Origin of the sequence: Bauldia sp. (assembly GCF_020442045.1) — a bacterium.
GTDB lineage: Bacteria > Pseudomonadota > Alphaproteobacteria > Rhizobiales > Kaistiaceae > Bauldia.
In genome coordinates this window covers 62,625-84,210 of the sequence record NZ_JAGRLA010000002.1, presented here as the reverse complement: position 1 = coordinate 84,210, position 21,586 = coordinate 62,625, and the positions used below count along the sequence as shown (strand labels likewise).

Genomic DNA, 21,586 nt, shown 5'->3' with positions numbered 1-21,586 from the left:
TTTCGCGCCATCTCGAGAGCGGTGACCTGGACGAGCTGACGCTGACGACCAACGGCTCCCAGCTTGCGCGTTTCGCCGACGACCTGGTTGCCTGCGGCGTAAAGCGGATCAACGTCTCCGTCGACACTCTGGACCCCGAGAAATTCAGGGCGATTACCCGCTGGGGTGATCTGGGCAAGGTTCTCGATGGCATCCGCGCGGCGCAACGGGCGGGTTTGCAGGTCAAGATCAACGCGGTGGCCCTGAAAGGCGTCAACGAGTTCGCGCTCGACGAGATGATCCGCTGGGCGCATGGTTCGGGAATGGACCTGACGCTCATCGAAACCATGCCGCTCGGTGAGATCGAACCTGATCGCCTCGACCAGTATCTGTCCCTTGCCGACGTTCGCGAGCAGCTCAGCCAGCGCTGGACCCTCGTCGATATCCCCTACCGGACAGGCGGCCCCGCCCGCTACGTCGAAGTCGCGGAAACCGGCGGACGTCTCGGCTTTATCACGCCGATGACCCACAACTTCTGTGAAAGCTGCAATCGGGTTCGCGTCACCTGCACGGGTACGCTGTTCATGTGCCTCGGCCAGGAGGACGCGTTGGATCTGCGTTCGGTCCTGCGTGCCTCGGAAAGCGACGGCCCGCTCCATGACGCGATCGAGCGGGCGATCGCCCGCAAGCCGAAGGGGCACGACTTCGTCATCGACCGGCTCAACCGGCCCGCCGTCTCCCGCCATATGAGCGTCACCGGCGGCTGACGCCCCAGCGCTCGATCTCGCCCGAAACACCAATGGATTGCGTCTTGGCGTATCCAAGGGCACTCTAGGTACAACTCCCCGGTACTCCACCGCATCGCGGCAGCGCGATTTCCCGACAAACACCGAGGCGACATGACTCCGTTCCGCGAGACCTTGCGCGGTATCGTTGCGATCTCTGCCTGCAATCTGCTGTTCCTGATCAACGATACGATGATCAAGCTGGCGAACAGCGAGATGCCGCTTGGCGAGCTGCTCTTCCTGCGCGGAATCTTCGCGACCACGCTCCTCGTGCCGATCGTCATATGGACCGGAGCCCACCGCCGGGTCGGGATGCTGTGGAACCGGTGGCTGTTGCTGCGCCTGATCGCCGAGGTTTTTGGCGCGGTCCTCTTCCTTGTCGCCCTGTTCAAGATCCCGATCGCGAATGTGAATGCGATCCTGCAGGTCGTGCCGTTGATGGTCACCGCCTGCGCGGCCGTCTTCCTCGGCGACGAGGTCGGCTGGCGGCGGTGGCTTGCCATCGCCATCGGGTTCCTCGGCGTCCTGATCGTGATCCGCCCCGGGTTTTCGGGCTTCAATGTCTTCAGCCTGGTCGCCCTCGCCTCGATGGTCTTCATCACGTTGCGCGACATGACCACCCGCATGATGCCGCGCAACCTGCCGGCGCTGCTTGTCGCCCTGGCGACGAGCGTGGCGGTGTGCCTGACCGGACCGGCGCTCGGCCTTGCCACCGGCGAGTCGTGGAGCTGGCCGAGCATGCATGGCCTCGCGCTGATGGCCGGCTCGGCGGTGTTCCTGATCGGCGGCTATCTCACCGCGGTTGATTTCATGCGCCACGGCGACATAGCGGTGATCGCACCGTTTCGCTATTCGGTCATCGTCTGGGCGATCATCGTCGGCTTCATCGTCTGGGGCGAAGTCCCCGACCCGATGATGATGGTCGGCACGGCGATCATCATCGCCACCGGCATATACGCCTTTCAGCGCGAACGCCGTCTCGCCCGTCTCGCGGCCGAAAGCGATATCGACATATGAGCGGGTTCGGCCAACGTCAGGTGGCGCCGTCCGCCTTCATCGCGATCCTGATCGCGGTCTCGGCCCTCAATCCGATCGCCGTCAACATGTTCGTGCCCGCGATGCCGGATATCATGCGCGGCCTCGGCACCGACCAGGCGGGTGTTCAACTGGTGCTGTCGGCCTACCTGTTCGCGACGGCCGGCTCGCAGCTCGTTCTTGGTCCCCTTTCCGACCGTTTCGGACGTCGCCCGGTGCTGCTCGCCGGTCTCGCGGCCTTCATCGCCGCCACCATCGCCTGCGCGACGGCGGACTCGATCACGATTCTCGTGGTTGCTCGTATCGCCCAGGGCGCCGGCGGCTGCGTCGGCATCGTGCTCGGACGCGCAATGATCCGCGATCGCTACGACCGGGACGACGCGGCGAGCATGCTCGGCTACGTCACGATGGGCTTTGCCATGGCGCCGATGGTCGGTCCGGTTATCGGCGGCGTGCTCAACGACACGTTCGGCTGGCGATCGATCTTCGCTCTCCAGACCGGGCTCGGCATTGCCGTGGCGATCGCGTGTTTTCTGTTCCTGCCCGAGACGAACCTCCCCACGGACAGGAGCGAATCCCGGCAGACCTTCCGGCATGGCTTCATGACGCTGGTCCGCATCCCGCAATTCTGGGCCTATGCCCTTGCCTGCGCCTTCGGCACTTCGGTGTTCTTCTCGTTCCTGGGCGGAACGCCTTTCGTCGCCGTCGACATGCTCGGCATGACGGGGACGGAATACGGCCTCTATTTCATCCTGGTTCCCGGCGGGTTCCTGATCGGCAATTTTCTGACCGCACGCTATTCCAGGCGAACCGGGATCTTCTTCATGATCCTCGCCGGCAGCACGGTGACCTTCGTCGCCGTGCTGGGCATGGCGATGGCTTTCCTTGCCGGCTGGTACCATCCCCTGGCGCTGTTCGTGCCGATGTATGCCATCGGTTTCGCCAACGGCCTGACGCTCGCGAACGCGCTTGCCGGAGCTGTCTCGGTCCGGCCGGAGCTGGCCGGGGCGGCCTCGGGAATGGCCGGCAGCATGCAGATCGGCTTCGGCGCCATCGCCACGGTTCTGATTGGCGCCCTGCTCGCGGCGACCCATTCCGTGTTTCCGCTGACGATATGCATGGGAGTCCTCGCCCTCTCCGGGATCGTCGCCGCGATGTGGACCCGGACAGCGCGCGACCAGAGTCGCGAGCATTCTTTATAACTATAACCATTCAAAAACATAATATTTGACCGTATTTATTTTGCAAAATACATTGCTCTTGAACTCATCCTAGCTGTGAACCGCCACAGAAACGATAGTTATTGCGGGCATACTTTAAATTAATTCCAGGAAGGGACGAAGGGACAAGCAACTCGCGGCCCTTCGGCGGCCTTCGAAAAGGAGACACGCATGCGAATGACCAAATCGACCGCCTCATGCCTTGCAGCCGCTCCCCTGATCCTGTCGGGTTTATGGATCGGTTCGGCCCAAGCGGTCGAAGTTCGGGATGTCCTGGCCAACTACGCCGATATCGCGCTGGCCGGCTACCAGGACTCGCTGACCACCGCCAGGGCGCTTGACGCGGCCATCGACGACCTGATCGCCAATCCTTCGGAGGGCACCCTCGACGCGGCGCGGGCGGCATGGATCGCGGCGCGCGCGCCGTATCAGCAGACCGAGGTCTTCCGCTTCGGCAACGCCATCGTCGATGACTGGGAAGGCCGGGTGAATGCATGGCCGCTCGACGAAGGTCTGATCGATTATGTCGATGCCACCTACGGCACCGAGTCGGACGCCAATCCGCTCTACACCGTCAACGTGATCGCCAACCGGACGCTGATCATCGACGGCGAAGAGGTCGATGCCAGCGAACTCACACCGGCCTTCCTCCAGGACGTCCTGCAGGAAGCGGGAGAGGTCGAAGCGAATGTGGCGACGGGCTACCACGCCATCGAGTTCCTGCTCTGGGGACAGGATCTGAACGGCACCGGCCCGGGCGCGGGCATGCGACCGGCGACCGACTATGACCCGGCGAACTGCACCGGCGGGAATTGCGACCGCCGCGCCGCCTATCTCAAGGCGGCCTCGTCGCTTCTTGTCTCCGACCTCGAGGAGATGGTCGGCAACTGGCAGGCGGACGGTGGCGCCGCCCGTGAAGCGCTCGATGCCGACGCGCAGGCGGGGATCGCCAGCATCCTAACCGGCATGGGGTCGCTGTCCTACGGCGAGCTCGCCGGCGAGCGCATGAAGCTTGGCCTGCTGCTCCACGACCCGGAGGAAGAGCAGGACTGCTTCTCCGACAACACCTTCAACTCGCATTACTTCGACACGCTGGGTATCCGCAACGTCTATGCGGGCCACTATCGGCGGATCGACGGTTCCATCGTCGACGGACCGGCCGTCCGCGACCTGATCGCGGCCAGGGATGCCGACCTGGCCGACGAAATCTCCGCCAAGCTTGATGTCACGGTCCTTGCGATGGCGGCGATGCGGGCGCGCGGCGAGGCCATCGAAGCCTATGACCAGATGATCGGCGAACAGAATCCGGAAGGGAATGCCGCGGTCCAGGCGGCGATCGACGGGCTGATCGACCAGACCCGCTCGATCGAGCGGGCGATCGCCGTTCTCGATCTCGGTGCGATCGATCTCGAAGGCTCCGACAGCCTCGACAGTCCGGACGTTGTGTTCCAGTAGGGCCGACGTCCCATATATACTCCGGGACGCGCGCCCCGGCTTTGGTCGCGCGTCCCTTTCCCGGTCGATGTTCCATGCCAGCGTCCAAGAGCAGCCGTTTCGAGTTGATTTCCCTGGCCTGCCTGGCGGTCATTACCGCCGGTGGCGCGGTTTCGGCGGCCCTCCTTGCCTATCGCGACGATCTGGACGATGCCGACCGGGCCCGCGTCGCGGCCATTGTCGCGCCGACCGCGGACTTCACCGCTTCGGAGAAATTCGAGCGCATGTCGGCTGGCGCCGCCACCGCCAATGCCCGCCCCAACAACAACGCCTTCTCCTTCCCGCTCGGCAATCTCAGCTTCAGCGGCGAGCAGGATTTCAAGCTCGGCAACGGCCTGTTCAGGAAAGTGTGGGTGTCGGCGCCCTCCTCCACCCAGGCCTCAGACGGCCTCGGCCCCCTCTTCAACGCCCGGGCATGCCAGCGTTGCCACCTCAAGGATGGCCGCGGGCATCCGCCGCTGACCCCGGATGAGCCGCCGAGCTCGATGTTCCTGCGGCTTTCGGTGCCACCGCGCACGGAAGCGGAACGGGAGGCTCTGGCGAGCAAGGCCCTGCTCCGGATTCCGGAGCCCACCTATGGCGGCCAGTTTCAGAATTTTGCGGTTCAGGGCGTTCCCGCCGAAGGCAAGGTCGAGATCACCTACGAGGATGTCCCGGTCGCCCTGAATGGTGGCGAAACCGTCATCCTCCGCAAACCCCGTTACGACGTTTCCGATCTCGGCTATGGCCCGATGGATCCGGATGTCATGCTGTCGCCGCGCGTCGCGCCGCCAATGATCGGCGCCGGCCTGCTCGAGGCGATCCATCCCGGGGACATTCTCGCCAGGGCGGACCCCGACGACGCGGATGGCGACGGGATTTCCGGCAGGCCCAGCATGGTGCGCGACCCGGAAACCGGCGAGATCGTCCTCGGCCGCTTCGGATGGAAGGCGTCGACCCCGACGATCAGGGCCCAGACCGCCGACGCCTTTTCCGGCGACATCGGCATCTCCACCCCCCTTGTCCCGACGGCCTTCGGGGACTGCACGCCGGGCCAGGCGATCTGCCGGGAAGCCCCGAACGGCGTTCAGGAGCGGCTCGGCCCGGTCGAGGCGCCCGATCCCGTCCTCGATCTCGTCACCTTCTACAGCCGCAACCTCGGCGTTCCGCCACGGCGCGATATCGACGACCCGCAAGTCCTCCGTGGCAAGGAGCTGTTCTATGAACTCGGCTGTGCCTCCTGCCACGCGCCGAAATACGTGACGAGCCGTGACGCACCGCAGCCGGAACACCGCTTCCAGCTCATCTGGCCCTACACCGACCTCCTCCTCCACGACATGGGCGAAGGACTGGCCGACGGCCGCCCGGTCGGCGATGCCTCCGGCAGCGAATGGCGCACCGCGCCGCTTTGGGGTATCGGGCTGACGGAGACCGTCAGCGGACATACGCTGTTCCTGCATGACGGAAGAGCGCGGAACCTGCTCGAGGCGGTGCTCTGGCACGGCGGCGAAGCCGCGCCGGCACGCGATGCGGTTATCGCGGCAACACCGGATGAGCGTGCCGCGCTGATCCGCTTTCTGGAGTCGCTGTAACATGATCAAGCAACTCGGCCTTGTGGTGCTGATCGTCGCCACGGCATGCTGGCCGGCACATGGTGACGACGAGGGTCGCGTTACCGAGATTCCCGCTATTGCCTTCCGCCCGGTGGTGGTCGACGCCGTCGAGCACTTCGTCCTGCCCCGATACGCCTTGCTGGCGGAGAAGGCGGACGCGGAAGTCACGGCCCTCAACGACCTCTGCTGGCAGGCCGACAATGAACGGCTCGAAGCGGCGCGGGAGGGCTTTCGCGCCCTCGTGCTCGCCTGGTCGGGCGTCGAGATGTTCCGCTTCGGGCCGGTGCGTGACGGCAACCGCTTCGAACGTTTGTTCTTCTGGCCGGACCCGCGAGGTCGCGGACTGAAGCAGGTGCAGGGCCTCCTCGCTTCGCGGGACGCGACCGCCACCGATCCGGATTCCCTGCGTGGCAAGAGCGTCGCGGTCCAGGGTCTCGTCGCCCTGGAATTCGTGCTGTTCGGAACGGGCAGCGACGTCCTCGCAGACAAGGATGCGGCGGACCGCTCGCACCGCTGCGGCTACGGGGCGGCCATCGCCGGTGCGATCGCCGGTACCGCGCGCGAGCTCTCCGATGCCTGGCGCGGCCCGACCGGTTACGCCGCCCTGATGCTGGAGGCCGGCGAGGAAAACCCGATCTACCGCTCCCACGGCGAAGTCGTGCAGGAACTGGTCAAGTCCTGTCGCGAAATGGTCCAGATGGACCAGCAGCTCAAGCTCGCCTTCACCATTGGCGAGACTCTGCAGGATGCGAAGCCGAAGCTCGCCCCCTTCTGGCGATCGAACATGACCATCGCTTCGATCCGGGCAAACCTCGCCTCGGTCGTTTCGCTCTGCGGCGCCGAAGGCCTGGGCGCCGCCCTGCCGAAGGACAGCGACTGGCAAGCCGGCTCGCTCGCCTTCGAGATTCGCAATGCGGATTCGACCCTGGCCAACGTCGCCGAGGACGGCGCGCCTTGGGAGGACCTCGTCACCGAACCGAAGAACCACGACCTGCTCGCCTATACCCGGATCCCGCTCGGCGGCGCGGCGGAACTCCTCGAGCACGGCTATCCGGACGCCCTGGGCCTGATCACGGGATTCAATTCACTCGATGGCGATTGACCGGCGAAACTTCATCAAGGCGATCACCGCTCTCGGCGTGATGCCGATCGGCACGCTTGCCCGCGCCGACGGCGCTCCGGCCTTTGTCGCGGCTCGCGTGGAACGCGATGCCGACTGCTCGGTCGCCGTCCTCGACCACGCCGGCAAGGTCCTGTTCAGCGAAAGCCTCGACGCGCGCGGACACGACATCGCGATATCGCCCGATCGTGCGACGGCCGTCGTCTTCGCGCGCAGGCCGGGCTTCTTCGCACTGGTCATCGATCTCCGCGGTCGACGCAGGGTGGCGACCTTCGTCCCGCCCGACGGCCGCCATTTCTACGGCCATGGCTTCTTCTCCGCCGACGGCCGCCTGCTCTACGCGACCGAAAATGACTACGAGGCGGAGCGCGGCGTACTCGGCATCTACGACGCCGGCGGCGGCTTCGCCCGGATCGGCGAGATCGATACGCATGGCATCGGCCCCCACGAGGCGCTCCTCATGCGCGACGGGCGGACGATCGCCGTCGGCAATGGCGGTGTCGCCACCCATCCCGACTACGACCGGGTCAAGCTCAACCTGCCGACCATGGAGCCATCGCTGGTCTATCTCGACGCGGCGACCGGCGACCTGATCGAGAAGATCATGCTGCCGGCTTCGCTCCACCAGTTGTCGATCCGGCACATGGCGGAATCGACCGACCGCACCATCTGGTTCGGCGGTCAATACGAGGGCAGCGAGAGCGACCGGGTCGACCTCGTCGGCACGCACAGGCCCGGCGGTGATCCGAGACTCGTCACCGCGCCGGCCCTGGCCTATGCCGGCATGCGCCAATATGTCGGCGCGGTCACCGTCAATGACGCCGGCACGCGCGTCGCGGCGACCAGCCCGGTTGGCGGCCACGTGGTGATCTTCGATGTCGCGACCCGGAACTTTGTCGAGAGCCGCGCCATCGCCGACGTCTGCGGCATCGCGCCGGACGGGCGCGACTTCTTCATCTCCGACGGCACGGGACGCCTGTGGCAGGGGCGCAACCTGATCAGCGAGACCCCGGGCGTCGCCTGGGACAACCACGTCCGCAAGATCGGCTGACGCGCCTCACTCGATGACGATCTTCGGCGGCGCGCGGCCGCTTTCGCCCTGCCCACGCTGGACGCCGTCCCAGACCCGCGCGGCGATCTCGCGATAGACCTCGGCGAAAGGACTGCCCGGATCCGAGGCGACGATCGGTGCGCCGGCGTCCGAGGTCTCGCGTATCTTCAGCTCGAGCGGGACTTCGCCGAGGAACGGAACACCAAGCCTTTCCGCCTCATGCCGCGCCCCGCCATGGGCAAAGACGTCGGTACGCCCGCCGCAATGCGGACAGAGGAAGTAGCTCATGTTCTCGACGATCCCGAGAACCGGGACATCGACACGTTCGAACATGGCGATGCCGCGGCGCGCATCGATCAGCGCGAGGTCCTGTGGCGTCGAGACAATGACCGAACCGGCAAGCGGCACTTGCTGGGCCATGGTGAGCTGGGCGTCGCCCGTACCGGGCGGCATGTCGACGACCATGATGTCGAGCTCGCCCCATTCGACCTCGCGCATCATCTGGTTAAGCGCCGAGATCACCATCGGCCCGCGCCAGATCATCGGCGTCTCTTCCTCGACGAGAAAGCCGATCGACATGACCTTGGCACCATGGGCATCGAGCGGCCGCAGCGTGCGTCCGCTGACGATCTCCGGCTTGGCATCCTTGAGGTTGAGCAAACGCGGAAGCGAGGGTCCGTAGATATCGGCGTCGAGAATGCCGACCCGCAGGCCATTCAGCTTCAGACCGAGCGCGAGGTTGACGGCGGTCGTCGACTTGCCGACGCCACCCTTGCCGCTGGCGACCGCGATGATCGCACCGACGCCGGGGATCCCCGCCTTGCCGCGCCCGCGTGGCTGGTCCGCCTGCTGCCGCGGCGGCGCATGTTGCGCGCCGGCCGGGGCCGCGGGCTGTTGCGCGCCCGAGGGCGCGCCGCCCCCCTTCTTCTCCGCGGTCAACACCACCATCGCACCTTCGACGCCGGGCAGGTCGCGCGTCGCCCGTTCGGCCGCGACCCGCAGCGGTTCAAGCGTCGAGGCCGCCTCTGCCGGGACGGTCACCGAGAACATCACCTTGTTGCCGGAGATGACGATGTCCGACACGAGCCCGAGCGAAACAATGTCGCCGGTCCCGTCCGGTCCCGTTACCGTCCGGAGGCGATCGAGAACCTGATCCTTGGTGATGTCGGACATACTGACTTTCTTTCCGTGTCTGGTGGCCCGCGACCATGGCTGTCTTGCGCGCGGTCAATTCGGCCGCGAGCGGATTCGGAACTGAAAGCGCGGACCGGCGCCTGTCTTTGTTGGTGAGAACTCCGAGGAGACCACCATAGCCGGTCCCGCGGCGTCACGATACCACCAGCTTCCTTCCGGCAGCTTGCAGCGACACCCGACATCCCGACCTGGTATGCCGCGCCCGAAAGGCCGTTCTTCAATCCGCCCGACGCCGTCTTCCCGATCGTCTTGGGGACCCCTCCATACGGTGACGGCGATCGCCGCGTGGCTGGCCTGGCGAACCTCGTCGCCGCGCGCCCGGACAGTCGCGCTCCTGCCCTTCGTCTTACAGACTTTCCTCGACGCCGCATGGTCGCCGGACATTTTTCGGCGTGCGGAATCCGGACCTCGGTCTCGGCGCGATGGTCGCGCTTCCGATCGTCTTCGCGGCCATCATGGTCACGTTCCGGAATATCGTGCGCATGGCAGCGGCGATGCGCGGGCCGTACCTCGTTCGGGTCGCATTCGCGACCGTCCTCAACGTCGCGATCGTCGCGCTCGACCGACGAGCCGCGGTGTGATGCATACGCTGCCGTGCCGCAAAGTAACGCCGTGGCGGGATCGAATTCAAAGGAGCCAGCTTGTCGCTCATCAAGCGTCTCCAGCGGTCGTCCGGGCCTCGACTCTGCCGCGACACCGCCACAAATTCATCCAATTTTCCAAATGCTTAGGAAGGCATCGCGGGCAGGGATCGGTCAACCCGCGGTGGCGTCTCACGGTTCTGCCGACGCCGGCCAAGACAAGAAATACGCCTGTCGCGATCGTTGCCTTCTCGGCTTTGCACTGCCCCGGCCCGACCCTTCAATTGTTGTGTCGGGAGTTATCCCGTCATTGCGCCGGCGATCCCGACTCCGAACTCTTGAATGACTACGTCGCCCTGTTCGGCACGGCGTATTCGTGGTCGAAGCCATCGTCGTTTCACGCGATCAACGCGACCAGAATTGTCATTGCTAAGACGCGTTGAACTGGACAGCGATACAACACAGCGTTTGTTTGTAATTAGCGCGAAATTAACCGGCAATCTGAATTACAATGTTTGGCGCGGGTCGATTCGCGATCCGGCATCAGAGGAGAACTACCTTGGCGAAGACAGCGACACGGAAACCGGCGGCGAAGAAAGCCCCGGCCAAGAAGCCCGCCGCCTCGCGCACCGCCGCGAAGAAGCCGGCTGCCAGAACCGCCGCGGCACGGAAGACGGCAGCCAAGAAGCCCGCCGTTCGCAAGGCACCGGCTGCCAGGAAGCCCGCTGCCGCGAAGAAAGCCACGGCTGCGAAGAAGCCGGCCGCGAAGAAGACCACGGCCGCCAGGAAACCCGCCGCGAAGAAGACCACGGCTGCGAGGAAGCCCGCGGCGAAGAAGACCACCGCTGCCAGGAAGCCCGCCGCCGCGAAGAAGACCACCGCTGCGAGGAAGCCGGCCGCGAAGAAGACCACGGCTGCCAGGAAGCCCGCCGCCGCGAAGAAGACCACCGCTGCGAAGAAGCCCGCTGCGGCCAGGAAAGCCCCGGCGAAGAGGGCGTCTGCTGCGAAGAAGTAACGGAGCGGACTCGTCCGCTTCCGATCGTCGTTGCGACCCGCTCGTTCACGAGTGGGCGCACGGCGGACGGAATGACCAACCGTATACGCGTTCTCGTTGCGACTGGCGCTGCTCCCCGAGTGGGCCGCGCCTCCGAAGGTGGCTGCGTGAATTTGGACGTCTCCCCGGAACGACGCTCCCCTCCTCACCCGTCCCGGCGGCGTGATGGGCGCCTTCGGTCCGCCGCTGTTCAGTCTTAATCAACCGGAAAGCACGGACGCTGTCGGTTTGTTTCGGACATCCCGACACGCCGATCGAGTGCTATGATCCCGCGGTGACCACCCCTTCGCTGGAATGGAGGTTTGCCGTGCAGTCGTTTCGATCGACCCTGGTCCTTGCCGCGATGGCGTTACCGAGCGGCGCCTCGGCCGCCGACCTGATTACCGATGTCTCCTTCGCCTGCAATCTTGGCAAGACCATCGACGCCGCCTTCTATCCCGACAAGGTCGACCTGAACCTGAGCGACGGCCGGACGCTCACCCTGCCACAGACCATGTCGGGTTCCGGCGCCCGCTACGCCAACAGCGACGAGAGCATCGTCTTCTGGAACAAGGGCAACACCGCCTTCATCACCGAGGGGGCCGACGAAACGCCGACATTCAATGGCTGCATCCAGGTCAGCGACATGGCTCCCGCGGGCTGGGCGACTTTCGCCAGCTCGGAATTCGGCTTCTCGCTCCGCTATCCGCCGGGCTACACGGTCAATGGCGGCTATGTCTACGAAGGTCTCGGGCCCGGCCACGACATTACCGGCGTCTCCTTCACCATCCCCGCCGGCATGACCCAGGGCACCAACCTCGCCGACGATACGCGGCTGAGTGTCGAAACGCTTCCCGACGCGGCGGCATGCACGGCCGATCTCTTCCTGCCCGAAGGCGCGAGCACGCCGACGACGGTCACCGAGAATGGCACCGACTATTCGGTCGCCTCTCTCTCGGATGCCGGCGCGGGCAACATCTACGAGGAGACGGTCTACGCGCTGGTCGGGACGTCGCCGTGCCTCGCCGTGCGCTATTTTGTCCATTCGGCCAACATCGCGAACTTCGATCCCGGCACCGTGACGGCATTCGATGCCGCTGCGTTGACGGCGGAATTCGATGCGATCCGCAAGACCCTCATCGTCGGGCAGTAGCGTTCGTTGACTGCCGAGGGATTGTCGCTGCGCCCTGTCGGCGTCCTGCTCGCCGGCGGCCGCGCCTCCCGCATGGACGGCATCGACAAGTGCCTGCTGCCGTTCGGCGCGACGCCGCTGCTCGCCAACGCGATCGAGCGGCTGGGGCCGCAGGTCTCGGCGCTGATCATCAATGCCAATGGCGACGCCAGCCGGTTCGCCGGATTCGGATTGCCGGTGGTCGCGGACCCGGTGCCGGGCTTCGTTGGGCCGCTGGCCGGCATTCTCGCCGGCATGCGTTGGGCGATGAAGACCGTGCCCGAGGCGACGCAGATCGCGTCCGTTGCGACGGACACCCCGTTTTTCCCGGTCGACCTCGTCCAGCGGCTCACCGCAGCCTTGCCGTCTCCTGACCAGGCCGCAATCGCCCGCACCGGCGGACGCGTTCACGGCGTTTTCGGAGTCTTTCCGGTGGCTTGCGCCGATACGCTGGACCATCGCATCAGGACAGGCCGCTCCCTCCGGGTCAGGGACTGGCTCGATGACATCGGCTACGTCCCTGTCGATTTTGACGACAGCGCGACCGGACGGCGCGATCCATTCTTCAATATCAATACCCCCGAGGATCTGGAGGCGGCACGAGCCTTGCTTTGAGTTCCCCGCGCCGTGCCTGGCGGATGTATTCGGGATTTGCGGTATTGTCGCGACCGATTGTACGCTGGCACAGCAACAACAAGAACGCTTAGGGGGATCGTCATGTCGAGACTACACAGCATCGGTGCCGGATTGCTCGCCGTCGCCCTGGTATCCGCGCCCGCCATGGCCGCGGATACGCTTCGGATTGGAACCGAGGGCGCCTATCCGCCGTTCAACTACATCGACGCCAACAACGAGCTGCAGGGCTTTGATGTCGACATCGCGAAGGCGCTGTGCGCCAAGATGGGGGTCGAATGCACGATCGTCGCGCAGGACTGGGACGGTATCATTCCCGCCCTGCTTGCCGGCAAATACGACGCGATCGTCGCCTCGATGTCGATCACCGACGAGCGTCAGCAGGTGATCGATTTCACGGACCGCTACTACACCAATTCGCTGGTCTTCGTGATGCCCAAAGACTCGGGAGTCACGGATGTTTCGCCGGAGGGCCTCGCCGGCAAGGCCCTCGGCGCTCAAAGCTCGACCGTATCGGCCAATTTCCTGGAGGAACACTACGGCGATGCCGACGTGAAGCTCTATCCGACCCAGGACGACGCCTATCTCGACCTCGCCTCCGGGCGCCTCGACGGCGTCTTGGCGGATATCGGCCCCTCCGATCTGTGGCTCGCAACCGAAGACGGCGCGTGCTGCGAGTTCGTCGGCGAGGCGGTGGTCAAGGATGACGTCATCGGTATCGGCGTCCGCAAGGAGGATACCGAGCTGAAGGCAAGGCTCAACGAGGCCATCGCTGGCATCCTCGCCGACGGGACCTACGAGGAGGTCAGCAAGAAGTACTTCCCCTTCTCGCTCTACTGATCGGGACGGTGCGCAACAAAGACAGCCGGGGTGGCGAATACGCCATCCCGGTGTTTGCCTGACGGCACGGAGCGCCCGCCGTGGGAGACCTTCTCGGGCTGCTCAGCTTTGGTCCTGACGGATGGGGCGACGAGATCGCGGCCGGCACCTGGCTGACGATCCGGCTCGCCGCCGCGACGCTTCCGTTCGGCCTTGCCCTTGGCTTTGTCGTCGGCCTGGCGCGGAACGCGAACGCGCCCTGGCTGTCGGTTCCCGGCAACCTCTTCGCGACTGTCTTCCGGGCCCTTCCCGAACTGCTGACCCTGTTCATCGTCTATTACGGTGGCCAGTATCTGGTCCAATGGCTCGTCTCCTTCTTCACCGACACCTATGTCGAGATCAACGCTTTCGTCGCCGGTCTCGTCGCCCTCGGCCTCGTGTTCGCGGCCTTCGCCAGCGAGGTCTTTCTGGGGGCCTTTCGATCGATCGGGCGCGGCCAATACGAGGCCGCGGCAGCGGTCGGCCTGACGCCGTTCCAGGCGATGCGGCTGGTCATCGTGCCGCAGCTCATCCGCTACGCCCTGCCCGGCCTCGCCAACCTGTGGCTCGTCCTGCTCAAGGAAACGTCGCTGGTTTCGATCATCGCGCTCAATGACCTTCTGCGGCAGACGTCGGTCGCGGTCGGCGCCACCAAGGAGCCCTTCTTCTTCTATCTCGTCGCCTGCCTGATCTATCTGGCGATGTCGATCATCTCGACATTCGGTCTCGTTGCCATCGAACGCTGGTCGGAAAGGGGGATGAAGCGATGAGCCAGCTTGAGCTGCTCGGCCGCTATGGCCCCCGCATGCTCGAGGGGCTGCTGGTCACCATCGAGCTCGTCGCCATCTCGGTGGCGCTCGGTGCGCTGATCTCGTTGCCGATGGCGCTTGCCCGGCTCTCGTCCAATCCCGTCCTGCGCGCCCTGTCGCTCGGCTACACCTTCTTCTTCCGCGGCACCCCGCTCCTCGCACAGGTCTTCCTCGTCTACTACGGCAGCGGCGAATTCCGGACCTTCCTCGAATCCATCGGGCTCTGGTGGTTCTTCCGCGATGCGTTCTATTGCTGCCTGCTGACCTTCACCCTGAACACCGGCGCCTATCAGACCGAGATCCTCCGCGGGGCGATCCGCCAGGTCGCGGCCGGCCAGACGGAGGCGGCCTACTCGCTCGGCCTGTCGCGGTGGCAGACCATGCTCAAGATCGTGCTGCCGCAGGCGGTCCTGCTCGGTCTCCGCCCGCTCGGTAACGAGGTCATCCTGATGATCAAGGGGTCGGCCGTCGCCGCGATCGTCACCGTGTTCGACCTGATGGGCGCGACACGGCTCGCTTTCGCCCGCTCCTTCGACATCACGGTCTATTTCTACGCCGCCATCCTCTACTTCATCCTGGTCGAAACGCTTCGCCGCGTGTGGAACCGGGTCGAGCGCCGCCTCAGCCGGCATATCAGGCGCTCGACGGCATGACCGGCAGCCCCGCGTTCGAAATCTTGGTTGCCGGCCATGCGGAGGCGCCGAAGCCGCAGGCAGGATGATCTGGAATGCAGCCAGCGAGGCACGCTGCGCCGGGCAGACGCGCTCGCGCAGTCATCGGGGAGGGAAAGATGATCGTTCGAATATTCCGGGTGTGGGTCAAGGCGGGATGCGCCGCGGACTGGCAGCGTATGGTGGAAGAGCATTCAATCCCGTGGATGCGGAGTCAGGCCGGATGTGTCGCCTTCTTTGCGGGAAAGCCGCTCGAACCGGATGGCCTGGAATTCTCGATGACATCCGTTTGGACCGACACCGACGCGATCAAGCGGGCGGTCGGCGAGAATTGGCAGGAAGCCATCCTGTTCGGCGACGAAGCGCGTATCGCGGAGCGTGTCGAGATGCACCATTACGAGGTGTTCGGCGGCGACTAGGCGTTCCTGCGACCTCCCGGGCTCGGCCGGACCCTGCGATTCTCAGGGCCCCGTCGACCCGAGAAGCGCGAAATGCTCGAGGCTGGTGGACTTGATCAGGTGCGCCTCCTGCGGTTCGATCCGGGCTTGGGTCCAGTCGGCCCCCGCAAAGGCCTTGATCGCATCCAGGTCCCGCCAGAGCATGGTCATGCAGAAAATGTCGGAATCTCCCTCCAGCGGTTTGCCGGCGGCGACCCAGATCAACCCGTCATGCTCTTTGACCATGGGGAGGATCTCGTCGCGAAACACCGTCTCGAATTCTTGCTCCCTGCCCTCGTGAATCGTCACCCGAAATTGTCTAAGGATCATTGTGTCACCTTAAGTTCGATCGTCCGATCCCATAACATCGCATGAGGGGCCTGCGTCGTCCCGCCTGCATGAGCCGGATCGGCCGGGGTAGTGCTGACGGGGGCATGGGCAAGGTCTATCCATGAATGCGCCGACCCGGCGCCTTTCATCGAATCCAGCAGGAGTATGAACAAATGGCCAAAGTAGCCTTCATCGGCCTGGGCATCATGGGCTATCCGATGGCGGGCCATCTCAAGGCACGCGGCGATCACGAGCTGGTGGTCTTCAACCGCACTGCCGCGACGGCGGACAAGTGGGTCGCCGAGCATGGCGGCAGGTCCGCGCCGACACCGAGGGAAGCCGCCGGAGGCGCCGACTTCGTCTTCTGCTGCGTCGGAAACGACGACGACCTCCGCTCCGTTACCATCGGCGAGGACGGCGTCCTGGCCGGCATGAAGCAAGGCGCCATCCTCATTGACAACACGACCGCCTCGGCCATCGTCGCGCGCGAGCTCGAAACCGCCGCCAGGGACAAGGGCTGCGGCTTCCTGGATGCCCCGGTCTCCGGCGGGCAGGCCGGTGCGGAAAACGGACAACTCACCGTGATGTGCGGCGGCGAGCAGGCAACGTTCGACGCGGCAAAGCCGGTGATCGATTGCTTCGCCAAGATGGTCGGCCTGATGGGGCCGGCCGGAGCCGGCCAGCTCACCAAGATGGTCAACCAGATCTGCATCGCCGGCCTCGTCCAGGGTCTCGCCGAGGGCATCCATTTTGCCAAGCGCGCCGGACTCGACGTCGAGCAGGTGATCAGCGTGATCTCGAAGGGCGCCGCCCAGTCGTGGCAGATGGAAAACCGGTGGAAGACGATGGATGCCGGCGAATACGAACACGGCTTCGCCGTCAACTGGATGCGCAAGGACCTGGCGATCGCGACCGGGGAAGCCCGCGGCAATGGCGCGAAGCTGCCGGTCGCGGCGCTTGTCGACCAGTTCTATGCCGAAGTGCAGGCGATGGGCGGCGGTCGCTGGGATACCTCGAGCCTGCTCGCCCGGCTGATGCGCGACTGACCGGAAATCCGGGCAGGGTATAGCGCCAGACCTTTTGTCCTTTCCGGATTCGGGTAGTAACCTCAAGTCTGGGGGATAACCCCAATCGAACGAAGGAGGGTGAAATGCTGACAGATTGCGCTGTCATGGCAACGATTCCCGCTTCTGATCTCGATCGGGCAATCCGTTGGTACGACGAAAAGCTCGGCTTCAAGCCGGTCATGGAGACCGAAGGCGGCGTCATGTACCAGGCCGCGAACGGAACCGGTTTCTTCATCTATCCGACGCCGAATGCGGGTGAGGCGCCGCAGACCCTCATGAGTTTCCTAACGCCCGACGTCACGTCCGAAGTGCGGGATTTGAAGGCACTCGGCGTCGTCTTCGAGGAGTATGATCTTCCCGGGATGAGGACCGTCGACTCGATCGCCAGCATGCCCGGGGGCCGCGGCGGCTGGTTCAGGGATTCGGAAGGCAACATCATCGGCGTCTTCGAAATGCAGGACTAGGCGGCCCTTCGACCTTTGCATGCGTGCCGCCGGTATTGATCCCGAGGGGATCATCGCCGAGCTCGGATCTCTCGGATCCGAGGCAAACCGCCTCGGGATGGGCCGCTATGGCATCAACGTCGACCGGGCCTTCGGCGTCTCGATCGCGCAGCTCCGGCCGATCGCCCGGCGGCTCGGCCGCGATCACGACCTTGCGGCGGCGCTCTGGGCGAGCGGCTTCCACGAGGCGCGCCTTCTTGCCGTCTTCGTCGACGAGCCGAAGAAGGTCACGCCGGAGCAGATGGACGCCTGGGCCGCGGACTTCGACTCCTGGGACCTGTGCGACCAGGCCTGCTCCAGGCTCTTCGACCGGACGCCCTTCGTCGAGGAAAAGATCCCGGCATGGGCCGACGACGAACGGGAATTCGTCCGGCGCGCAGGCTTCTCCCTGCTCGCCGCCTATGCGGTGCATGGCAAGGACGTTCCCGACGAACGGTTCGTCGCGTTTCTCGCGCTGGTCGCTCGCCACGCCGCCGACCCGCGCAACTTCGTGAAGAAGGCCGTCAACTGGGCGCTTCGCCAGATCGGCAAGCGCTCGATGGCGCTGCATCCGGAGGCGCTCGCCATGGCCGAGCGGTTGGCCGCGTCGGACGACAGGACGGCGCGCTGGATAGGGCGCGGCGCCGCGAAGGAGCTCAGCGACCCGGTGCGGATCGAGCGTATCCGCCGACGGGGCGAAAAGAGCTAGCGCGCGTAAGTGAACATCGCGCAGATGTCATCCTGCTCCAGAGGATTCTCGGCCAGGGCCGGCTCTTTGGGACCGTCGAAGGCGAGAAGGGTCAGGGTGGTCCCGAGTTCGGCCAGGGCAACATATTTCGGCCCCTCGGCCGGGCTGCAGAGGTAGTTGCCATTCAGCAGTTCCGGGTTGCCGGCGGGCTCGACCGCGAAGAGCCGGGGTGTACCGGAGACCGGTTTGAGGCCGATGCTGGCGCCGTTCTCGAACCTGATCGCGCCGCCCGAGACCGTGATGTCGCCGGTAATCGACATCGCCGTCTTGCTCACCGCTGTCCATTTGCCGCCGGCAGCCAGTGCCGGGACCGCAGCGATCGCCGCGACCGCCAGTACCGCACCCGCGACCGTCCGTCGAAACAGCCAGCTCATGCCGTCGCCTTCTCCTTGTCGAGGGGGATGTAATTCAGCGGCAGCATCGTCGTGTATTTGATCTGCTCCATCGCGAAGGTGGTTGAGACATCGGCGATGTCGATCTTCGAGATCAGCCGCCGGTAGAAGGAGTCATACGCTTCGATATCGGGCACGACGACCCGCAGCAGGTAATCCACCTGCCCTGCCATCCGGTAGAACTCGGCCACCTCCGGCATGTCACGGATCACTTCGGCGAAGCGGCGGAGCCATTCGTCATTGTGCTGGTTGGTGGTGATGGCGACGAAGGCGGTTACCCGGGTGTTGATCTTCTTCGGATCGAGCAGGGCCACGCGACGGGTTATGACGCCCTCTTCTTCGAGCTTCTGGATGCGCCGCCAGCAGGGCGTGGTGGACAGCCCTATGCGGCGTCCGATCTCGGCGACCGGTATCGTCGCGTCTTCCTGAAGTATCTGCAGAATCTTCCTGTCGAGGCGGTCGACCATCCTGGGTCTCCACGAGAATGAAATTCCGTGATTGCCTCTATAAAGAGACATGATCCTAATTTCATCCCCGGCTTCACTGCTGCAAAGGATTTTTTTCGCAACCAGAACTAAGACCGCCCGAGCTCCTCCGCTACCCTGTCCCGCAGCACCGGCAGCAGTTCGGCCCCGAACCACGGGTTCTTCTTCAGCCAGGCATTGTTGCGCCACGACGGATGGGGCAAGGGAACGACGACCGGGTCGGTCGCCGCGGCGATCTCGCGCCAGGCGGAGACGGTCTCGGTCAGCGATCTTCCCGCCAGCGCGCCGAGGTGCCAGCCCTGCGCATAGGCGCCCACCGCGAGGACCAGGCGGATATTGGGGAGGCCCGCCATGAGCTTTGCCCGCCAGGCTGGCGGACACTCCCTTCGCGGCGGGAGATCGGCGCCACGGCCATCCTGCCCCGGAAAGCAGAACCCCATCGGCACGATCGCGATCCGGTTCTGGTCGTAGAAGGTTGCGCTGTCGACACCCATCCACTCCCGCAGCCGGTCTCCGGACGGATCGGTGAACGGCCGCCCCGATGCATGAACCCGGGTGCCGGGCGCCTGGCCGGCGACGCAAATCGTCGCCCTCTCCGATACCTGGAAGACCGGCCGCGGCTCGTGTGGCAGCGGCGTTCCAACCGGTTCGTCGCGGCAGATCCGGCAAGCCCGGATGTCGCGGATCAGTGCCTCCAGCGACGGTCTTCTCCTGGCAGCCTGGCGTTCGGTTCTTCCGGTGCCGGTCGGCCCGTTCGTTCTGCTCCCGTTAACCACCCTGTCTAGCCTCAAATTAAGCTCTCCCTGGCAAGGTTATGGTCCGCGCCGAGGGAACGGCGCTGCGCACCAGACCGGGAAAAGCCTGCGTGACGTCCATTGGAGCAGCAACGAACGGCGACAAGACGGCGACAAACCGCAAACGGGCGGAGCATCGCAACGAAGTCCGTCGCACGATCGACTCGCAACGCGAACGCCTGACATCGATGACCGGTACCAAGCCGGCCTTCGATTATGAGCTCCTCCTCACCTTCGCGCAAAACCGGCTGAGCGCCGCATTCGTCGTGCCGTTGATGGTGGCGGTTGTCTCCGCTGCCGCCCTGCTCTGGATCGGTCTTCCCGAGGTCCTTGCCTGGGCGGTCCTGATGCTCGCTGTCCACTTCCGGATGTACCTCTATTGCCGCCAGTTCTTGCGGCTTCCCATGGCCGACGTCCAGGTCCGCAACTGGACCGCCCGGTTCATCTCGGCCGAATTCGTCGGCGGCGTTTCGTGGGCTGCGCTGTTCATCCTGGTACCATCCGCGCTCGACCAGCAAAACGGCGCCGATATCTTCCTCTTCGCGACCGCCCTGATCGCGATTGCCGCGACCACCATGCTCGCCTCGACGATCCCCACCGCGGCGGTTGTCGGTACGATACCGGTCACCCTGACCCTCGCCGCCGTCTATATCGGCCGCGGCGAGCTCCTGTTCGTAGCGTTGGCGGTCATGGCCATCGGCGCCCAGTCCTTCTTCCTCATCCTGGCGTCGCGCCTCTATTCGGCGACCCTGACGATGCATGAATATCGCGCCGAGAAGGACCTGCTGATCACCGAGCTCGGTACGGCAAAGGCGATGTCCGACGAATCGCGGCGCCGCGCTGAAGAGGCGAATCTCGCCAAGTCGCGTTTCCTCGCGACGATGAGCCACGAGCTGCGGACCCCGCTGAACGCGATCCTCGGCTTCTCGGAGGTCATGAAGGGCGAGGTGCTCGGCCCGATCGAGAACGAGAGCTATCGCGACTATGCCGCCAATATCCACGAGAGCGGCAAGCATCTCCTCGATCTGATCAACGAAATCCTCGATCTTTCCCGCATCGAGGCGGGCCACTACGAGCTCTACGAGGAACCCGTCAATCTGGTCGCCCTCGTCGAGGAGTGCTGTCATCTCCTGCAGCTCAAGGCCAGCGGAAAGAACATCAGGATCGTCGAGGACTACCAACGCGACATGCCGCGAATCTGGGCCGACGATCGTGCCATCCGCCAGATCGTCCTCAATCTCGTCTCGAACGCGATCAAGTTCACCCCGTCCGGCGGCCAGATCACCGCCCGGGCCGGATCGACAGCCGACGGCGCGCAATTCCTTTCGATCCGCGACAACGGTCCCGGCATCCCGGAGGAAGAGATCCCGATCGTGCTGACCTCCTTCGGTCAGGGAGCGATCGCGATCAAGAATGCCGAACAGGGCGCCGGCCTCGGCCTGCCGATCGTCCAGGCGCTGGTTCGCATGCACGACGGCGCGTTCGAGCTGAAATCGAAGCTTCGCGAGGGAACCGAGGTCATCGCGACCTTCCCCTCGTCGCGGGTGATGGAAGCGCTTCCGCCGATCGAGGAGGACAGCGGGCGAAGGAACCGCTGGCTGCGCGTCGGCTGACCGCCGGCCTTG

24 protein-coding genes and 1 pseudogene are annotated in these 21,586 nt (G+C 65.0%); 19 read left to right on the top strand and 6 right to left on the bottom strand.

The window, feature by feature from the left end; genetic code table 11:
- The 7 genes from KDJ86_RS00480 to KDJ86_RS00450 all read left to right on the top strand — a co-directional run.
- Nucleotides 1–746, top strand: a 746-nt coding sequence (locus tag KDJ86_RS00480) for a GTP 3',8-cyclase MoaA (protein WP_291741447.1), incomplete at its 5' end; no start/stop codon positions are given.
- A 132-nt stretch (nucleotides 747–878) separates the two neighbouring features.
- On the top strand, nucleotides 879–1,781 hold the full coding sequence (locus KDJ86_RS00475) for a DMT family transporter (protein WP_291741443.1): 903 nt from the start codon (nucleotides 879–881) through the stop codon (nucleotides 1,779–1,781).
- Nucleotides 1,778–3,001: a multidrug effflux MFS transporter gene (locus KDJ86_RS00470; protein WP_291741440.1), complete on the top strand. Its 1,224-nt coding sequence runs from the start codon at nucleotides 1,778–1,780 to the stop codon at nucleotides 2,999–3,001. The genes KDJ86_RS00475 and KDJ86_RS00470 overlap by 4 nt, the downstream gene beginning before the upstream one ends.
- Nucleotides 3,002–3,190: 189 nt before the next feature.
- A complete protein-coding gene (locus tag KDJ86_RS00465; protein WP_291741436.1) occupies nucleotides 3,191–4,474 on the top strand; it encodes an imelysin family protein in 1,284 nt (427 codons plus the stop codon).
- 74 nt (nucleotides 4,475–4,548) lie between these two features.
- Complete coding sequence (locus KDJ86_RS00460) at nucleotides 4,549–6,084, top strand: di-heme oxidoreductase family protein (RefSeq protein ID WP_291741433.1); 1,536 nt, start codon at nucleotides 4,549–4,551, stop codon at nucleotides 6,082–6,084.
- A gap of 1 nt (nucleotide 6,085) precedes the next feature.
- Entirely contained in the window at nucleotides 6,086–7,207 is a 1,122-nt protein-coding gene (locus KDJ86_RS00455; RefSeq protein WP_291741430.1) for an imelysin family protein, read from the top strand.
- Nucleotides 7,197–8,276: a DUF1513 domain-containing protein gene (locus KDJ86_RS00450; protein WP_291741427.1), complete on the top strand. Its 1,080-nt coding sequence runs from the start codon at nucleotides 7,197–7,199 to the stop codon at nucleotides 8,274–8,276. The genes KDJ86_RS00455 and KDJ86_RS00450 overlap by 11 nt, the downstream gene beginning before the upstream one ends.
- A 6-nt stretch (nucleotides 8,277–8,282) precedes the next feature.
- On the opposite strand, the gene KDJ86_RS00445 is transcribed toward KDJ86_RS00450, so the two are convergent.
- Entirely contained in the window at nucleotides 8,283–9,449 is a 1,167-nt protein-coding gene (locus KDJ86_RS00445; protein WP_291741424.1) for an Mrp/NBP35 family ATP-binding protein, read from the bottom strand.
- Nucleotides 9,450–9,663: 214 nt separating this feature from the next.
- Here KDJ86_RS00445 and KDJ86_RS20560 point away from each other — a divergent pair.
- A pseudogene (locus tag KDJ86_RS20560) lies at nucleotides 9,664–9,849 on the top strand (tryptophan-rich sensory protein); the annotation flags it as partial.
- Nucleotides 9,850–9,862: 13 nt separating this feature from the next.
- A complete protein-coding gene (locus KDJ86_RS00440; protein ID WP_291741422.1) occupies nucleotides 9,863–10,051 on the top strand; it encodes a tryptophan-rich sensory protein in 189 nt (62 codons plus the stop codon).
- A 543-nt stretch (nucleotides 10,052–10,594) separates the two neighbouring features.
- Here the strand turns inward: KDJ86_RS00440 and KDJ86_RS00435 are convergent.
- On the bottom strand, nucleotides 10,595–10,999 hold the full coding sequence (locus KDJ86_RS00435) for a hypothetical protein (RefSeq protein WP_291741419.1): 405 nt from the start codon (nucleotides 10,997–10,999) through the stop codon (nucleotides 10,595–10,597).
- Nucleotides 11,000–11,412: 413 nt separating this feature from the next.
- On the opposite strand from KDJ86_RS00435, the gene KDJ86_RS00430 reads away from it, so the two are divergent.
- From KDJ86_RS00430 to KDJ86_RS00405, 6 genes are all read left to right on the top strand, one after another.
- The gene (locus KDJ86_RS00430) at nucleotides 11,413–12,237 is read left to right on the top strand and encodes an MliC family protein (protein WP_291741416.1); all 825 of its coding nucleotides are present in this window, start codon (nucleotides 11,413–11,415) and stop codon (nucleotides 12,235–12,237) included.
- A gap of 6 nt (nucleotides 12,238–12,243) precedes the next feature.
- Nucleotides 12,244–12,870: a molybdenum cofactor guanylyltransferase MobA gene (mobA, locus tag KDJ86_RS00425; RefSeq protein ID WP_367116729.1), complete on the top strand. Its 627-nt coding sequence runs from the start codon at nucleotides 12,244–12,246 to the stop codon at nucleotides 12,868–12,870.
- Between the two features lie 102 nt (nucleotides 12,871–12,972).
- Nucleotides 12,973–13,728, top strand: coding sequence for an ABC transporter substrate-binding protein (locus KDJ86_RS00420; RefSeq protein WP_291741410.1), 756 nt, complete (start codon nucleotides 12,973–12,975; stop codon nucleotides 13,726–13,728).
- Nucleotides 13,729–13,808: 80 nt separating this feature from the next.
- On the top strand, nucleotides 13,809–14,516 hold the full coding sequence (locus KDJ86_RS00415) for an ABC transporter permease (protein ID WP_291741407.1): 708 nt from the start codon (nucleotides 13,809–13,811) through the stop codon (nucleotides 14,514–14,516).
- On the top strand, nucleotides 14,513–15,208 hold the full coding sequence (locus tag KDJ86_RS00410; RefSeq protein ID WP_291741404.1) for an ABC transporter permease: 696 nt from the start codon (nucleotides 14,513–14,515) through the stop codon (nucleotides 15,206–15,208). The genes KDJ86_RS00415 and KDJ86_RS00410 overlap by 4 nt, the downstream gene beginning before the upstream one ends.
- Nucleotides 15,209–15,345: 137 nt before the next feature.
- On the top strand, nucleotides 15,346–15,645 hold the full coding sequence (locus KDJ86_RS00405) for an antibiotic biosynthesis monooxygenase family protein (protein WP_291741401.1): 300 nt from the start codon (nucleotides 15,346–15,348) through the stop codon (nucleotides 15,643–15,645).
- Nucleotides 15,646–15,687: 42 nt separating this feature from the next.
- Here the strand turns inward: KDJ86_RS00405 and KDJ86_RS00400 are convergent, their stop codons facing one another.
- Complete coding sequence (locus KDJ86_RS00400; protein ID WP_291741399.1) at nucleotides 15,688–15,993, bottom strand: antibiotic biosynthesis monooxygenase family protein; 306 nt, start codon at nucleotides 15,991–15,993, stop codon at nucleotides 15,688–15,690.
- A 173-nt stretch (nucleotides 15,994–16,166) separates the two neighbouring features.
- Here KDJ86_RS00400 and KDJ86_RS00395 point away from each other — a divergent pair, with 173 nt between their 5' ends.
- From KDJ86_RS00395 to KDJ86_RS00385, 3 genes are all read left to right on the top strand, one after another.
- Nucleotides 16,167–17,039: an NAD(P)-dependent oxidoreductase gene (locus KDJ86_RS00395; protein WP_291741396.1), complete on the top strand. Its 873-nt coding sequence runs from the start codon at nucleotides 16,167–16,169 to the stop codon at nucleotides 17,037–17,039.
- Nucleotides 17,040–17,143: 104 nt separating this feature from the next.
- The gene (locus KDJ86_RS00390; RefSeq protein WP_291741388.1) at nucleotides 17,144–17,524 is read left to right on the top strand and encodes a VOC family protein; all 381 of its coding nucleotides are present in this window, start codon (nucleotides 17,144–17,146) and stop codon (nucleotides 17,522–17,524) included.
- A 19-nt stretch (nucleotides 17,525–17,543) separates the two neighbouring features.
- Entirely contained in the window at nucleotides 17,544–18,251 is a 708-nt protein-coding gene (locus KDJ86_RS00385) for a DNA alkylation repair protein (protein ID WP_291741385.1), read from the top strand.
- Here KDJ86_RS00385 and KDJ86_RS00380 read toward each other — a convergent pair.
- The 3 genes from KDJ86_RS00380 to KDJ86_RS00370 form a co-directional block, all read right to left on the bottom strand.
- Complete coding sequence (locus KDJ86_RS00380) at nucleotides 18,248–18,664, bottom strand: hypothetical protein (RefSeq protein WP_291741381.1); 417 nt, start codon at nucleotides 18,662–18,664, stop codon at nucleotides 18,248–18,250. The genes KDJ86_RS00385 and KDJ86_RS00380 overlap by 4 nt on opposite strands.
- Complete coding sequence (locus KDJ86_RS00375) at nucleotides 18,661–19,149, bottom strand: Lrp/AsnC family transcriptional regulator (protein ID WP_291741373.1); 489 nt, start codon at nucleotides 19,147–19,149, stop codon at nucleotides 18,661–18,663. Before KDJ86_RS00375 ends, KDJ86_RS00380 begins: the two co-directional genes overlap by 4 nt.
- Nucleotides 19,150–19,256: 107 nt before the next feature.
- Complete coding sequence (locus KDJ86_RS00370) at nucleotides 19,257–19,943, bottom strand: uracil-DNA glycosylase family protein (protein WP_367116730.1); 687 nt, start codon at nucleotides 19,941–19,943, stop codon at nucleotides 19,257–19,259.
- Between the two features lie 89 nt (nucleotides 19,944–20,032).
- Here KDJ86_RS00370 and KDJ86_RS00365 point away from each other — a divergent pair, with 89 nt between their 5' ends.
- Nucleotides 20,033–21,574, top strand: a complete 1,542-nt coding sequence (locus tag KDJ86_RS00365) for a sensor histidine kinase (protein WP_291741367.1) — start codon at nucleotides 20,033–20,035, stop codon at nucleotides 21,572–21,574.
- Nucleotides 21,575–21,586: the final 12 nt, after the last annotated feature.

What these genes read in the sequence shown, in the direction of transcription:
- KDJ86_RS00395 (WP_291741396.1), top strand. Translation starts at nt 16,167, where the DNA reads ATGGCCAAAGTAGCCTTCATCGGCCTGGGCATCATGGGCTATCCGATG.
- KDJ86_RS00455 (WP_291741430.1), top strand. Translation starts at nt 6,086, where the DNA reads ATGATCAAGCAACTCGGCCTTGTGGTGCTGATCGTCGCCACGGCATGC.
- KDJ86_RS00400 (WP_291741399.1), bottom strand. Translation starts at nt 15,993, where the DNA reads ATGATCCTTAGACAATTTCGGGTGACGATTCACGAGGGCAGGGAGCAA.
- KDJ86_RS00385 (WP_291741385.1), top strand. Translation starts at nt 17,544, where the DNA reads ATGCGTGCCGCCGGTATTGATCCCGAGGGGATCATCGCCGAGCTCGGA.
- KDJ86_RS00420 (WP_291741410.1), top strand. Translation starts at nt 12,973, where the DNA reads ATGTCGAGACTACACAGCATCGGTGCCGGATTGCTCGCCGTCGCCCTG.
- KDJ86_RS00470 (WP_291741440.1), top strand. Translation starts at nt 1,778, where the DNA reads ATGAGCGGGTTCGGCCAACGTCAGGTGGCGCCGTCCGCCTTCATCGCG.
- KDJ86_RS00445 (WP_291741424.1), bottom strand. Translation starts at nt 9,449, where the DNA reads ATGTCCGACATCACCAAGGATCAGGTTCTCGATCGCCTCCGGACGGTA.
- KDJ86_RS00410 (WP_291741404.1), top strand. Translation starts at nt 14,513, where the DNA reads ATGAGCCAGCTTGAGCTGCTCGGCCGCTATGGCCCCCGCATGCTCGAG.
- KDJ86_RS00390 (WP_291741388.1), top strand. Translation starts at nt 17,144, where the DNA reads ATGCTGACAGATTGCGCTGTCATGGCAACGATTCCCGCTTCTGATCTC.
- KDJ86_RS00380 (WP_291741381.1), bottom strand. Translation starts at nt 18,664, where the DNA reads ATGAGCTGGCTGTTTCGACGGACGGTCGCGGGTGCGGTACTGGCGGTC.
- KDJ86_RS00460 (WP_291741433.1), top strand. Translation starts at nt 4,549, where the DNA reads ATGCCAGCGTCCAAGAGCAGCCGTTTCGAGTTGATTTCCCTGGCCTGC.
- KDJ86_RS00375 (WP_291741373.1), bottom strand. Translation starts at nt 19,149, where the DNA reads ATGGTCGACCGCCTCGACAGGAAGATTCTGCAGATACTTCAGGAAGAC.
- KDJ86_RS00405 (WP_291741401.1), top strand. Translation starts at nt 15,346, where the DNA reads ATGATCGTTCGAATATTCCGGGTGTGGGTCAAGGCGGGATGCGCCGCG.
- KDJ86_RS00465 (WP_291741436.1), top strand. Translation starts at nt 3,191, where the DNA reads ATGCGAATGACCAAATCGACCGCCTCATGCCTTGCAGCCGCTCCCCTG.
- KDJ86_RS00450 (WP_291741427.1), top strand. Translation starts at nt 7,197, where the DNA reads ATGGCGATTGACCGGCGAAACTTCATCAAGGCGATCACCGCTCTCGGC.
- KDJ86_RS00475 (WP_291741443.1), top strand. Translation starts at nt 879, where the DNA reads ATGACTCCGTTCCGCGAGACCTTGCGCGGTATCGTTGCGATCTCTGCC.